Raw genomic sequence first — 13,739 nt, 5'->3', positions numbered from 1 at the left:
TTGAGAAAAACGGACGGGGATGCCCCCGTCCGTTTTTTCGTTGTTTTAACCCACGTACTGAATACCGCTGGCCTGAGTGGCTTCCAGACCCTCTGTTAGATCATTGAGCCAGGTAACCATATCCTCATTGCGCATAGTATCAGTGGCGGTGCCCATCCAAACGGGATCATTCTGACCCTGGAAGTACACCACGTGCCAACCCTGCTGGCCAGACTGAGTATTCTCAATCAGGGTAGTGTCACCGCTCTGACGGGCGGGGTCGAAGATCCAATCGTTGAAGGCGCCAAACATCTCACCTTCATAAACCTTCTCATACAGGCCGCCGTTGGTATTGGAACCGGGATCATCCGAATTAGCGTTGGCCAGTTCGCCGAAAGATTCAGCGGTCTTATCGCCGCTCTCCCACTGAGCCAGCAGGTCTTCAGCCTCTGCCTTAGCAGCATCCAGCGCTTCCTGAGTGGGGACGGTAGACTCATCCACATCTTCCGTATCAGGATCATCTTCCTGAGTCAGGTCCGCCAGAACGAGAATATGGCGTACATCCACGGTGGGAGTTTCGTCCAGAGAACGATTCAGGAACAGGACCACGAAGTAACCGTCGCCGGTGGAGTTTTCCAGGACCTCTACGTCACCGGCTTGGCGGCTGGCATCCTTCAGCCAGGAGCCGTAACTGCTGGCGAGGTTGCTGCCTACAGTAGTGTAAAGAGTCTGATCGGGATTCTCAGTGTAAGAATCCTTGTCCTCTTCATCCACGTAGTTGGGAGCCAGTTCGGCAAATGCAGCGTCCTTATCCTCGGCAGCGTTCAGAGCATCTACGAAAGCATCAGCCTGAGCCTTGGCTGCCTCCATAGCAACCGCAGTCTCTTCCTCGGTGGGCTCTACAGTGTTGCCTTCCTCATCAGTGGTTTCAGGTACGGAACCATCGAAGAAGAGGTAACGGTACTGGAAGGTGTCCAGATCGTCGGCGTGCTCATCGTAGTAGGCCTGGATCTCCTCATCAGTATACTCCAGACTGTCCGACTTGTCGCTGTAGAAGCCATTGACCCGGGCTTCACGCTCCAGACAGGCCTTGTAGGCGGAAGGAGTCATATACTTGCCATAATTGGCCTTCAGATAACCCTCATAGGTGTAGCCGTTCTGCTCAGCACTCTGACGCATGGAGTCAATCTGCTCCTGGACATCGGCTTTTTCCTCGTCGGTCATGCTATAACCAGCTTCGTCTGCCGCATTTTCCAACGCAGCGACCTCGGTCAGGTTTTCCATGGCTTGTTCAAGGAAATAATCGTGATAGCTCTGCGTCTGGTCAGCATCCACATACTGAGTGGTCAGATCGCCCTGGGGATCAAACGAAGCGCTGGAGCCGGTGTAATAAGACATATAGTATTCGTTGACCAGCGCTGTACGGTAGTAATACTCTACGTCGGTGACATTGTAATCACGCCCACCTACGCTGACCGCTGTGGTCCGGCGTTGGAAGATACCGGAGTGCCATACCAGCAGGATTACCACCAATACAGCCACAATCACACCGATGACAGTATAGAGGATGGTCTTCCGCTTGGCGGCCTGCTGCTCTTGAAGTTCCTTCCGCTGTTTCTGCGTCAGGCCCTGAGCGGGGTCGTTCTGGCGCCGCTTCTTTTCTCTGGATGCGCTCATTTGTTGTTTCAGTCCTCTCGTAGTTGTTCCTGCAACGCAGGGGCTCCCGCCGCTGACTGCTCCGCTGACACATCCAAACATCAAACAGGGAGACGGCCGGCGCCGGTCATGTCTGGCTGGTGTAGCCAGACATTCTTATACACAATGAAGTATTATACAGGAAAGTTCAGCGCCTTTCAAGTGCGAAAACAGGTTTTACACTTTATTCATCTCCAGTAGCAGAGAAAAAGAATCCCCGCGGAACATATTGTTCCGCGGGGAACCCCGCTATAGCCGTGCGGACCCATTTAAAACCTGCACGTAATGGCAGGTGGGTTGCCTCCATGACGCTTCGTTGCTTCCAACTTCCAGCCACCGCAAAGGGTGCCGGGAGGCCTGCAGTCCACGCCATGAGGGGGCATCCCGTTTCGAAAATGTGGGTTTAAATAAAGCCCATCACGCACCAAGCAGGAAAACAACCTCTAAAAGACGGTTTTATTGGTCATCCTCTTCCTGAAACAGTGACTCCATAAACTGCTGGTAAACCAGCTCCAATTCTTCGTCACTGTCCAGTGTGGAGAGCTGTTCTTCGCCATTGACCTCCACTACTTTCAGGATGATCAGACCATATTCTTCGTCCAGATCTACATCCTTAACAGAATCATCCTCGCCTTCCTCACCTTCTACAGCAGGAAAGAAAGCCATGTAGGTCTGGCCGTTATACTCTATTGTGTCCAAATGCTCCAGTTCAAATTCATTGCCGTCTTCGTCGGTGACGGAGATAAAATCAGGTCCAAATTCTTCGCTCATATCGGGCACCATACCTTCCTTGTCATCGTCTATATTGTAGCGGCTCAGAGATGAAAATGCAAGAGTGTGATGAACCAAATTTTTTCAAAACCAGTTATGTAAAAAAATGGAACTTGCTATTGGACAACTTGACAGGACATGCTATAATACCCTATAAGTCATCCTATGACTGCATATGCAAGAAAACCGTTCCAGCAAAAACGGAGGTGTCATTTTGGCGTCAACAACCAATCAAAACCCACATCCGCGTCGAGACCGGCGCAGGAAGCAGCCCAACACAGCAGCGATGGTGCTCTCTGTGATTGGGAAGGTCGTGGGAACCCTTCTGCTTATCGGGCTCATCACAGGAGCGATCCTGGTTTGCTTTGCCGCGGTTTACATTCGGACGGTCATTCTGCCACAAGCCAGCCTGGACGCGAACTTTGATATGAATTTGACAAGCACCATTTATTATCAGGATTCTAATACGGGCGAATATGTGGAACATTTGTCACTGCATGGCACAGAGAATCGAGAACTGGTGAGTTATAGTCAGATCCCGGAAGATTTGATCAATGCCACGGTGGCGATTGAGGATGAGACGTTCTGGACCCACCATGGTGTAAACTGGAAGCGCACCCTTAAGGGCGTGCTGCTGATGTTTACTGGTGGAGATATCCAAGGCGGTTCCACCATTACCCAGCAGCTGATCAAGAATTTTACCCAGTATGACGATGTTACGGTCAAGCGTAAGATCCTGGAGATCTTCCGGGCACTGGATTTTGATGCCACCTATGATAAAACGCAGATTATGGAGTGGTATCTCAACTATATCTACCTGGGAGACAACTGCTATGGTGTAGCTACCGCGGCCCAAAACTACTTTGGCAAAGATGTCTCTGAGTTAAGCTTAGCGGAATGCGCCAGCCTGATCAGCATTACCAACAACCCCACCATTTATGGGCCCTATTCCAATGTTCGCATGACCAATCCGGATACGGGTGTGGTCACTACTGGCCGGGAGCGCAACAAACAGCGCCAGGAGCTGGTGCTTTGGAAGATGAAGGAACTGGGGATGATCAGCCAGGAGGAGTATGAATCCGCCGTGGCGGAAGAGCTGGTATTCGAGCGTGGCGAAAACGAGGAAAAAGAGACTACGATCTATAACTGGTATGATGAGCAGGTCATTACCGATGTTATGAACGATTTGATGGAGGAGTACGGCTACTCGGAACAGCTGGCATCTGACTTGGTCCTTTCCGGTGGGCTAAAAATTTATGCCTGTGCCGACCCGGAGATTCAATCCGCTGTGGAGGAAGTCTATTCCGATCGCAGTAATCTTCAGCTGACGAGTAAATCCGGACAGGAGATCCAGTCTGCTATTGTGATCATTGACCAGGATGGCAATGTGGTAGGGTTAGCGGGTGCGCTGGGAGAGAAAACCACCAACCGTGGTTGGAACTATGCCAGTCGTTCTACCCGGCAGCCCGGTTCGTCGATCAAACCACTGTCAGTATATGCGCCGGCCCTGGAATATGGACTGATTACACCGGCTACGGTATTTGATGATTACCCGGTGCAGTTGCTGGGTAGCAGTGCTTGGCCTTCTAACTCGTATGGCTACTATAAGGGACGTATGAATGTGGCTGCGGCACTGGAGATTTCTTCCAACCCGGTGGCGGTTCGTACATTCCAGGAGCTTGGTGTGGAACAATCGTTCCAATTCATGGAGGAGAAGTTCCACATTAACCTGGAAGAGGGACGAGAGAGCAACGGTGAAGTGGTAAGCGACAAGGGTGCAGCACAGTTGGCACTGGGCGGCCTGACAGATGGTGTCCGGGTAATCGATATGGCGGCAGCCTATTCCGTATTCCCGAGAGACGGTGTGTATATTGAGCCGCGTACCTACACGAAAGTGACGCGGGAGGTGGATGGCCAGGAGGTAGTGCTTCTGGACAATACCGACCAGGAAGAGGATCTGGTTCTCTCCAGCGAGACGACCTGGTATATCAATGACATGCTTCAGAACGTAGTGGAAGGAGAATATGGCGGCGCCACTGGTACGGGTGCCCGAATTTCCGGTATGACGGTAGCGGGCAAGACCGGTTCCACCAACAGCAACAACGACCGCTGGTTTGTGGGATATACGCCGTATTACACCGCTGCGGTCTGGGTTGGATATGAGATGCCGGAACGTATCAGTGCCAGCGGCAACCCGGCGGCTACCCTGTGGCAGAAGGTAATGAGTAAAGTCCATGAAGGATTGGAAGATAAGGATTTTAACCAGCCCAGTGGACTGAAATCGGTGAGCATCTGTCTGGACAGCGGTCTGCTGGCAGATGATGCCTGTCTCAACGATCCGCGGGGCAGCCGCGTAAAGAACGTATATTTGTTTGAAGATGACATTCCAACGGAACGGTGCAATCTGCATACGTCTGTGGAGGTTTGTACCGATGATCCGATTCTGAACGGTGATGGCACCGCCATAGAAGGCTTGTATCACCTGGCGGGGGATTATTGTCCACGTGGTGACGGTGAGAACGCTGGCAGCGTTAAGACGATTGGAATCTTGAACTATGTACGTGAGAGCGTGGGCGGTGTAAGTGCCAGGGACAGCGTCTATCTTTACAGTTTCCTGGAGGCACAGGGGAGCTGTACCGTGCACACCAGCGCCCCAGAGCCGGAGCCGGAACAACCGACGGAGTACGATCCGTCTCAGTTCCGGATTGAGGATCCCTCCACATGGCCGCCGGTGAACGATCCCCGCTATGAGGATTTCGACCCGGAAAATCCGGCGACTTATCCAAAGGTAGAAACGACTCCCGAGGAGACGCCCTCTGGAGGAGAGGGGACGGCAACTGCGGAACCAACACCATCGGCATCTGCAGAGCCTTCCTCCACCCCTTCAGAAGAACCTTATGTTCCGGTGGAGGGCCAATAAGAAAATAAAGCAGGACCGTGGAGCGTGCTCCACGGTCCTGCTTTATTATGCCTGTTGTTTGGATTGCCAGAATTGGCGGGCAAGAACGGCGGCCAAGGGAGCCAGAATCATTCCTAGTACGCCGAACACCTGAAAACCGACATACATACACAGCAGGGACAGCAGTGGAGGCAGTCCCACTTGTCGGCCCACCAGTTTCGGTTCTAATAGATTGCGTACCAACGTTACCACACCGTAGAGGATCAGCAAGCCAAGGCAGAGCGTACGCTTTCCACTTACAAAAGCCAGAAATGCCCAGGGTAAGAGTACAGCACCGGCTCCAAATACCGGGAGCGCGTCTACCAGTGCGGTTAGCCCTGCAATTAGCAAAGCCAGGTCAATCTGCAGCAGCAGAAGACCCACTGCTACCTCGGCAAAAGTGATCAGGATCAATACACCCTGAGCACGCAACCAGCCGCCCAGCACGCGTTTTGCTCCGGCGCTGCCCAGGGCGATCGTTTCCTGCCAGCGGGCGGGGAGGTTTCCACGTATGGCGGACAGAAGCTGAGGACGACTGGCACTGATAAAATAGGTGGCCAGAAAGGTAGTAAAAAGACTCAGTATCGCAGCGGGCAATGCAGAGATAAGATGTGAGACCGTGCTGACCAGCATATCATAAAAGCGGTTGGGGAGTGAGATTCCCTGCGTTAGCAGTTCTTCCAGGGCTTGTTGTGCCAATTCCTGGAGTTGAACGGGCAAGGCAATAACAAAACGGTAAGCCTGATTTTCCAAGGCATTGGCCAGTGTTGGAAGCCCGGCCAGCAGGGTAGGCAGACGTCCCAGCAAAAGAGAGAGCTCGTAGACGGTTCTCCACAGCAGCAGGCCCAATAAACCCAGCATAATCACGGAGAGCAGGAGCGTGCACAGCGCTGCGCCAGCCCAGCGGGGAAGGCGCAGTCGTGCTGCCAGCAGACGGACTGCTGGCTCCAGAAGTGCGGCCAGCCCAAACGCGACTAAAAACGGAAATAGCCATGGCAAAAGAAACCGGATGCAGACCCAAAGACCGGCCAGACCCAATCCGGCGTAGAGCAACCGAAGCAGAAAACGAAGGTGTGGATTCTCCGGCAAATCAGGTCCCTCCCGGTGTGACTGTAGAGATTGACAAAAAATTCAAAAATAAGAGCTGTGAAATCGGTGGAGTTGGCAAAGGTCTCCGCCTTGCAAGAAACACAGCAATGTGTTAAAATGGACCACATAGGAAAGACAAATGACTCCTGAGAGAGGACACAATGGGAGGCGCGATGGATGAGCAAAACACCTGGCTATTTTATTGTGGAGGCCGGAGCCCTGCCGGAGATTTTTTTGAAGGTGGCGGAAGCCAAGCGGCTGCTGGAGACTGGCGAGGCTGGGACTGTACACCAGGCCACTCAGCGAGTGGGGATCAGCCGAAGCGCTTTTTACAAGTATAAGGATGCATTGCGTCCGTTTAACGATATGCTCCAGGGGCGGATCATTACGTTTCAGATTTTGCTGAAGGATGAGCCTGGAGTGCTTTCCTCGGTGTTGAATATTTTTGCCAAGAGCGGCGGAAATATTCTGACCATCAATCAGGCCATTCCGGCCAACGGATGCGCAGCAGTCACCATTGGTGCGGAGACTTCCGGCCTCCAGATCCCTCTGGAAGAATTGCTGCAGCGGGCATTGGATGTGGATGGAGTATTGCGGTGTGAGATCTTGGCGGGCTGATGGCCTTTTCAATAGCAGAAGGAGGAACACGCATGGTGCAGGTAGCGATCCTGGGGTTCGGGGTGGTCGGTTCCGGTGTAGCGGAGGTGCTGGCTACCAATGAGAGTCAGATCGAACGTAAGACGGACGATCTGGTTCGGCTGAAATATATTTTGGATGTGCGGGATTTTCCAGAGAGTCCCTTTGCGGATAAGATCGTGCATGATTTTTCCATTATTGAAAATGATCCCGATGTGTCCATTGTGGTAGAGACAATTGGCGGGGCCAGAGCGGCACTGGAATTTACCCGACGGGCCCTGTTGGCGGGGAAAAGTGTGGTTACCTCCAACAAAGAACTGGTAGCGGAACACGGTTGTGAACTGTTAAAGCTGGCGGCAGAGCAAGGGGTCAGTTATTTGTTTGAGGCCAGCGTGGGCGGTGGTATTCCCATTATCCGCCCACTGAACCAATGTCTGGCAGCCAATGAGATTGAGGAGATTACCGGTATCCTCAATGGTACGACCAACTATATCCTGACCCGGATGATTCGGGCGGGGCTGAGTTTTGATGTGGCGTTGAAGGAAGCTCAGCAGAACGGCTATGCCGAACAGGATCCCACCGCAGATATCGAAGGGTACGATGCCTGCCGGAAGATCTGCATTTTGGCCTCGTTGGCGTTTGGACGGCATGTATATCCCCGCCAGGTACCGACAGAGGGGATCACCGGCGTGACACTGGCCGATATAGCCTACGCAGAGAGCTGCGGCCGGAAGATCAAATTGTTGGGGCGGGCCATCCGGCAGGCAGATGGCCGTGTGTGTGCCTACGTGGCGCCGCACCTGGTATCGGAGGAAAATCCGCTGTCCGGTGTGGAGGATGTATTCAATGCCATTGCCGTGCGGGGCAATGCCATCGGAGACGTGATGTTTTATGGCCGGGGCGCAGGCAAGCTGCCCACTGCTTCGGCAGTGGTGGCCGATGTGATCGACGCGGCCAGACATCGGGATGCCAAAAAGCGCATGGTCTGGGAAGAGGGCGGCGACGATGTGACGACCTCGCCGGACAGCCTGAAGAGTCCCTGGTATCTCCGGGGACAGGGGGTGTGCGCACGTTTCCCAACAGCCGAGGTACTCCATCGGACAGATGCCCCGGAGGAGGAACAGGCGGTTCTGACCGCCCCGATGAGCCAGACAGAGCTGGAAAAGGCTTTGGCGGGGATCCAACCGGTCTCACAGTTCCGGGTGTTGGAGTAAATGCATAAGATACCATAGGCGCGGCACATGCCGCGTCTATGGTATCGGAGATTTTCCTGATTTTAGGGGGTACATATACCAATGGGACTCATTGTTCAGAAATTCGGCGGGACTTCAGTTGCGGATGCCGACCGGATCCGTAATGTGGCCCGTATTATTACGGAAACTTACCGCAGGGGACACAATGTAGTAGCGGTGCTCTCCGCCCAGGGAGATACTACGGACGACCTGATTGCCAAGGCTGCGGAAATCAATCCTAACGCCTCCAAACGGGAGATGGATATGCTCCTGTCCACAGGCGAGCAGATCTCCTGCTCTCTATGCGCTATGGCGATTGAGGCTATGGGTTACCCGGTAGTATCGTTAACGGGATGGCAGGCAGGATTTCGCACCAACTCAGCTTATGGTGATGCTCGGATCAAGCGTATCAATACCGAGCGGGTGATGGCAGAGCTGGACAAGCGGGCCATTGTCATCGTGACGGGTTTTCAAGGGGTCAATAAGTACGACGATATCACTACCTTGGGCCGGGGCGGTTCGGATACCTCGGCGGTAGCGCTGGCAGCAGTGCTCCACGCGGATTTGTGCCAGATCTTCACGGATGTGGATGGCGTCTATACTGCCGATCCGCGCAATGTGGCGGGAGCCAGACTGTTGGAAGAGATTACCTACGATGAAATGATGGAACTGGCTACCCTGGGAGCGCAGGTGCTCCACAATCGTTCTGTGGAGATGGCCAAGCGTTACAATGTTAATCTGGAGGTTTTGTCCAGCTTCTCCGGCAAGCCGGGCACCAAAGTCAAGGAGGTTGTAAAAACCATGGAAAAACTGCACGTCAGAGGTGTGGCGAAGGATAAAAATGTAGCCCGCCTGGCGGTGGTCGGAGTGGCCGACCAGCCCGGTATTGCGTTCAAGATCTTTTCCCTGCTGGCCCGGGAGAACATCAATGTGGATATCATCCTGCAGTCTATTGGCCGTGGTGGCACGAAGGACATCAGCTTTACCGTCTGTAAGGCGGATAGCCAGCGGGCCAAGGAGCTGCTGGAAGAGCAGAAGAATGTGCTGGGCTTTGAGCGGGTGGATGTAAACGATCAGATTGCCAAGGTGTCCATTGTGGGAGCCGGTATGATTCATAATCCCGGTGTGGCAGCCAAAATGTTTGAGGCACTTTACAATGCGGGCATCAACATCAACATGATCGCCACCAGCGAAATCAAGGCGTCGGTTCTGGTGGATGCGGCCGAGACCGACCGGGCAGTCCAGGTCATTCATGACCGCTTCTTCAGCGAATTTGGTGAGAATTAAATAAGAACAAAAGGGAGCTGCGTTCCAGGTAGGAACGCAGCTCCCTTTTGTTTCAATGGTCAAGTGTAGTGAGACGATAAAGCTGCAGGGCCAGCTCCAACTGGAACCGCTGAGCTGGTATGTGTACATCCAGACCTGTAATCTCACGAATGCTTTTGAGTCGATAGACGACTGTATTATAGTGAGCATACATTTCCTCGGAAATCCGTTTTAGATTTCCATAGTTGCGGAAATAGCTCTCCAGAGTCTGAAGCAATTCGGATGAACGGGGTTGACTGTGGTCCAGAAGTCCACGGAGCGTTTCATGTACAAAGGTGTCGATTTCGGCTTCCGGCTCACTGGCATAAACCAGACGCAACAGCCCAAGATCCTCAAAGCGAGTTAAACCGCCACCACGAGAGAGAGAAGCGCGGAAGGCCAGACGGGATTCGCGATCGCTTCTGACCAGCCCAGCGATGCCGGAATGGGGCCGGCCGCAGCCCGCTATGATGGACAGAGCGTCGTAATCTTCCATATAACGATCCACACGTTCGGGAAAACGAGTCGTGAGTGCAGTAAAAGCACGATTCTCTAGCGGCGCGGAGAGTAGCAGGAGGTATTCGTCTGAGGTAGTGACCAGGTGCAGGGAAAAACCCAAATTGGTCAAAGTGGTCTGTACATCACTGGCCAGCAGCGTGCGCTGAAAAACGCCGGCATATTTGTTGTTAGTGTCTGAGCGGTCAATGACGCGTGCGCGGAGGATCAAATGATTTTGGGACAGGTCAAGACCAAAGGCACGGGCACGGGCCGCTTCGCGGTGTTCATCTGCGATGTGATCAGAAAGAAGATGCAGCAGAAATTCGTCAAAATGCTGGTCACCACGCTCCCGGACCGTGCGTTCTCGAGCGATTTCCAGAGGGATAGTTTGAAGGACTTGAGCCATGATGCCGTCGTCAAGAGCCTCAATGGGCGGCAGGCTATGATAAACATAAAGAAATCCGAAAGAGTGGCCGCCGACTCGCAGGACGTGCATTTCTGAGCCGGCAATCAAAGCGCGGTCAATCTGTTCTTCACTGTGACCGGAAAAGCGCGTGGCGTCTGTTTCGGTAAGAAACCGGGCGCGACGGTTATTGATGCAGTCTAGTACAAGAATGCTTCCGCCAGTCAGACCGGAGACCATACGGGTGATTTCCTCCAGACCCGCACCCTCTACAATGGTGCGGGTGAGCATTTCATTGACCGTAAGAGTGCTGCGCAGCAGAGCGGTCTGACGGCGCAGAAGTTCATCAGAGACAGCCTTGGTAATATCGGAAAAGCGGACCGACTCTGGAAGTTCAACCAGCGGAAAAGCCAGTTGGTCGGCACAGGCCAGCATGACTTTGGGTGTGGAACCCAAGTATTGTCCGGGTTTGAGGATCAAGCCGGACAGTCCTTTGCTGGAGAGCGTCGGGATGAAATCAGCCAGCGCCCCTGGATTGTCGTGCAGGGCAAAACATGTGCTGACCATAAGCTCGCCCGGGGAAAGCCATTTATAGTATTCCGGGGTGTCGCTCAAATTGATGCCGGTGACCGGATGCTCCAGCCCGGCATGGCCAGCCAAGACACGGCTCCCCTGAAATACAGGTAGTGACAGCAACTCAGACAAGGAGGGATGAAAAGACCATTCCGGGACACGCAGCATAGATAAGTCACCTCCGGCATAAAGGAAGATGTGGTCTGTGTCAATGCTATAACGCCTTACCAAAGAGTATAGAATAGTGTTTGTAGAAAGTCAACATAGAAATGGGGAATGTACCTTGTTATAATGTGTAATGTAGACAAAGCAAGATTTGTAAACCGAAACACGTACCTACACACATCCGAACAAATTAAAGGAGGAAAACAGGAATGGCGATCATTGACAAAATGGAGCAGCAGCTTCGGCCCCCTACGATCGGCCTCAAGCCCTATGAAGCCAAAGTGATCCCTCTGACCAGTGGTGAGGACATGCTGGTACGTGAAGCAACCTGGGATGAAATTCCTCTGCTGATGGAAACCATTGAACCTTTGATGAAGCAGCCCAAGGACTTTTATGATATCGTCGCTTCCCGTATCTATGCCGAGTTGCTGGGCATGCTGCGGTACCGGGTACGGGATGAATATGTGTTTGTCGGTGCGGTAGACGGCGAGATTGCCGGCATTGTCAATGGCCGCATGGTGGATGAAAAGGTCGGTATGAGCTATCATACCATCACGCTTAAGCGTGGCTGCCGCGTCGGTGCTCACCTGTTTGCGGCCAAGATGGAATATCATCTGGACGTCATGAATCAGGACGAGGTTCTGATCGTGGCCGAGAGCCCCAACGGCTTTAAGCGCTGGATGATCGAGTATGAGCTGGAGTCCCGTCCTGATTGCCCCCATGAGCTGGGCGGCGTACCTACTTATGTGCTGACCAAGGCATTGTGGGAGAAGCATAAGGCGGCCAAATGTACCGGTATCCGGCCCGCCTTCGAGGATGTGATCGAGGCCAACAAGATCCTGCGCAAGCCCGACAAGATCAGCGTCTGAGGAAGAACTGCAGGAAAGGATGGTGCCCATATGCGGCAGGTAGGAATCGTTGGCGTAGGCCATACCAAATTTGGCAAATCCGATGTCTCCTTCCTGGAGATGCTGACCCAGGCGGCGTTGGAAGCAATGGATGATGCCGGCGCCAAGACTGGTAAGGACAATGTGATCGATCAGGTCTTTGTGGCCTCCATGGGCGCCGGAATGCTTAATCGCATCAGCGGTTCCGCATCCGCCCTGGTGGATACTCTGAATATCCGTCCGGCTATGGCCGAATGTATTGAGAACGGCCCGGCCTCCGGAGCCTCGGCCATCAAGCTGGGCTATATGGCAATTGCTTCCGGTATGTGTGATTGTGTACTGGTAGTGGGCGGCGAGATGATGCGCGTCGTCTCGGGGTGGGAGGCCACCGATTTCGTGGCTACCATGCTCCATCCCACTGGGGAATATCCCTACGGTATTACGCTGCCGTCCTTCGCGGGATTGTTTACCCGGCTGCGCTTTGAAAAGTATGGTGAGACCAGCGAGGATCTGGCGCGCATTTCGGTCAAAAACCATGCCAATGCCATGAATAACCCCTGTGCCCACATTCAACGCAAGGTAAAACTGGAGCGTATCAGTGATCCCCGTTATGTAGACGCCACCAGTCCGATGGTGGCAGATCCTCTGCGGCAGTTTGATATGTGCCCCGTCTCCGACGGCGCCGCCGCCGTGCTGCTGGTAGCCAAGGATAAGCAGGAAGAATTGGGCTTTGGTCATAAGACCTTTGCCCGTATTGCCGGCATTGCCTCCGCTACCGACACTCACTATGTGGCAGACCGCGCTGATCCCACTGAGCTGCTGGCAGTACGTACAGCAGCGGAGAAGGCCTATAAAATGGCCGGGATGGGACCCGAGGACATTGACTGCGCCGAATTGCATGACGCGTTCCTGATCTTGGAGTTGGCCGAAAGCGAAGAGTGTGGCTTCTTCCCGAAGGGCGAGGCGCATCTGGCTGTCCGCCGGGGTGAGACTGAAATCGGCGGGAAGCTGCCGATCAACACCTCCGGCGGCCTGAAGGCAAAGGGCCATCCGCTGGGAGCCACTGGTGTCTCCCAAGTGGTGGAGTTGGTGCGGCAGGTCCGCGGTGAGGCCACTGGCCGTCAGGTAGAGGGCGCTAAGACCGGCATGGCTGTGAACTTTGGCGGTTTTGGCAACAATGTGGTCGCCACCATCGTCACCACGAAGTAAGGAGGGTCTGACATGCAAGAGATGTACGCCTATAAGTGCGACAAATGCGGGAAGCTGCACCACCCGCGCTACGCGGTTTGTCAGAATCCCGATTGCGGCGGCCGCTCCTTTACGGAAGAGCCGTTGAGCGGCCATTGCAAGCTAATTACCTGGACAAGGGTATTCAACCTGCCGGAGGGCTATATGAAAGCGTGGCTGAACTTCGGCATCGTCCAATTTGACAACGGTGTTACCGCCTTGGGACAGATCGGGTTTGACGAGCGTCCGGAGATCGGTATGGACCTGGTTTCTACTGTGGGCGTGGTAAAGGAAGGTGTGGGCAAGGACTATTACGGCTTCATCTTCCAGAAGCCCTGAGT

11 protein-coding genes and 1 other RNA gene are annotated in these 13,739 nt (G+C 53.7%); 7 read left to right on the top strand and 5 right to left on the bottom strand.

Annotated features, from left to right (window positions below):
- Positions 1 to 45: 45 nt before the first annotated feature.
- The 3 genes from WMO45_RS02365 to WMO45_RS02355 form a co-directional block, all read right to left on the bottom strand.
- Positions 46 to 1,656: a peptidylprolyl isomerase gene (locus WMO45_RS02365; protein WP_349139054.1), complete on the bottom strand. Its 1,611-nt coding sequence runs from the start codon at positions 1,654 to 1,656 to the stop codon at positions 46 to 48.
- A gap of 257 nt (positions 1,657 to 1,913) precedes the next feature.
- A non-coding RNA gene (gene ssrS / locus WMO45_RS02360) (6S RNA) lies at positions 1,914 to 2,112 on the bottom strand.
- Between the two features lie 18 nt (positions 2,113 to 2,130).
- Positions 2,131 to 2,445, bottom strand: a complete 315-nt coding sequence (locus WMO45_RS02355; RefSeq protein ID WP_349139053.1) for a DUF1292 domain-containing protein — start codon at positions 2,443 to 2,445, stop codon at positions 2,131 to 2,133.
- Between the two features lie 214 nt (positions 2,446 to 2,659).
- Between WMO45_RS02355 and WMO45_RS02350 the strand changes: the two genes are divergently transcribed.
- Complete coding sequence (locus WMO45_RS02350) at positions 2,660 to 5,365, top strand: transglycosylase domain-containing protein (protein ID WP_349139052.1); 2,706 nt, start codon at positions 2,660 to 2,662, stop codon at positions 5,363 to 5,365.
- Positions 5,366 to 5,410: 45 nt separating this feature from the next.
- Here WMO45_RS02350 and ytvI read toward each other — a convergent pair whose 3' ends face one another.
- Positions 5,411 to 6,472, bottom strand: a complete 1,062-nt coding sequence (ytvI, locus tag WMO45_RS02345; RefSeq protein ID WP_349139051.1) for a sporulation integral membrane protein YtvI — start codon at positions 6,470 to 6,472, stop codon at positions 5,411 to 5,413.
- Between the two features lie 177 nt (positions 6,473 to 6,649).
- Between ytvI and WMO45_RS02340 the strand changes: the two genes are divergently transcribed.
- The 3 genes from WMO45_RS02340 to WMO45_RS02330 all read left to right on the top strand — a co-directional run bounded on the left by WMO45_RS02340 (position 6,650) and on the right by WMO45_RS02330 (position 9,627).
- Positions 6,650 to 7,090, top strand: coding sequence for an ACT domain-containing protein (locus WMO45_RS02340; protein ID WP_349139050.1), 441 nt, complete (start codon positions 6,650 to 6,652; stop codon positions 7,088 to 7,090).
- 32 nt (positions 7,091 to 7,122) lie between these two features.
- Positions 7,123 to 8,322 (top strand): homoserine dehydrogenase, encoded by a 1,200-nt coding sequence (locus WMO45_RS02335; RefSeq protein WP_349139049.1) that lies wholly within the window; start codon positions 7,123 to 7,125, stop codon positions 8,320 to 8,322.
- Positions 8,323 to 8,403: 81 nt separating this feature from the next.
- The gene (locus WMO45_RS02330) at positions 8,404 to 9,627 is read left to right on the top strand and encodes an aspartate kinase (RefSeq protein WP_349139048.1); all 1,224 of its coding nucleotides are present in this window, start codon (positions 8,404 to 8,406) and stop codon (positions 9,625 to 9,627) included.
- A gap of 52 nt (positions 9,628 to 9,679) precedes the next feature.
- On the opposite strand, the gene WMO45_RS02325 is transcribed toward WMO45_RS02330, so the two are convergent.
- On the bottom strand, positions 9,680 to 11,287 hold the full coding sequence (locus WMO45_RS02325; protein ID WP_349139047.1) for a PucR family transcriptional regulator: 1,608 nt from the start codon (positions 11,285 to 11,287) through the stop codon (positions 9,680 to 9,682).
- A gap of 206 nt (positions 11,288 to 11,493) precedes the next feature.
- Here WMO45_RS02325 and WMO45_RS02320 point away from each other — a divergent pair, with 206 nt between their 5' ends.
- Genes WMO45_RS02320 through WMO45_RS02310 form a run of 3 tightly spaced genes read left to right on the top strand, consistent with a single transcriptional unit; the run spans position 11,494 to position 13,737 of the window.
- The gene (locus WMO45_RS02320; protein ID WP_349139046.1) at positions 11,494 to 12,153 is read left to right on the top strand and encodes a hypothetical protein; all 660 of its coding nucleotides are present in this window, start codon (positions 11,494 to 11,496) and stop codon (positions 12,151 to 12,153) included.
- A 30-nt stretch (positions 12,154 to 12,183) separates the two neighbouring features.
- Positions 12,184 to 13,380 (top strand): thiolase family protein, encoded by a 1,197-nt coding sequence (locus WMO45_RS02315; RefSeq protein ID WP_349139045.1) that lies wholly within the window; start codon positions 12,184 to 12,186, stop codon positions 13,378 to 13,380.
- A gap of 12 nt (positions 13,381 to 13,392) precedes the next feature.
- The gene (locus tag WMO45_RS02310; RefSeq protein ID WP_349139044.1) at positions 13,393 to 13,737 is read left to right on the top strand and encodes a Zn-ribbon domain-containing OB-fold protein; all 345 of its coding nucleotides are present in this window, start codon (positions 13,393 to 13,395) and stop codon (positions 13,735 to 13,737) included.
- Positions 13,738 to 13,739 lie beyond the last annotated feature (2 nt).

Origin of the sequence: Flavonifractor hominis, assembly GCF_040095835.1 — a bacterium.
In the GTDB taxonomy this organism is placed as follows: domain Bacteria; phylum Bacillota; class Clostridia; order Oscillospirales; family Oscillospiraceae; genus Flavonifractor; species Flavonifractor hominis.
The sequence above is the reverse complement of the archived record's forward strand: the minus strand, read 5'-3'. Positions and strand labels throughout refer to the sequence as shown.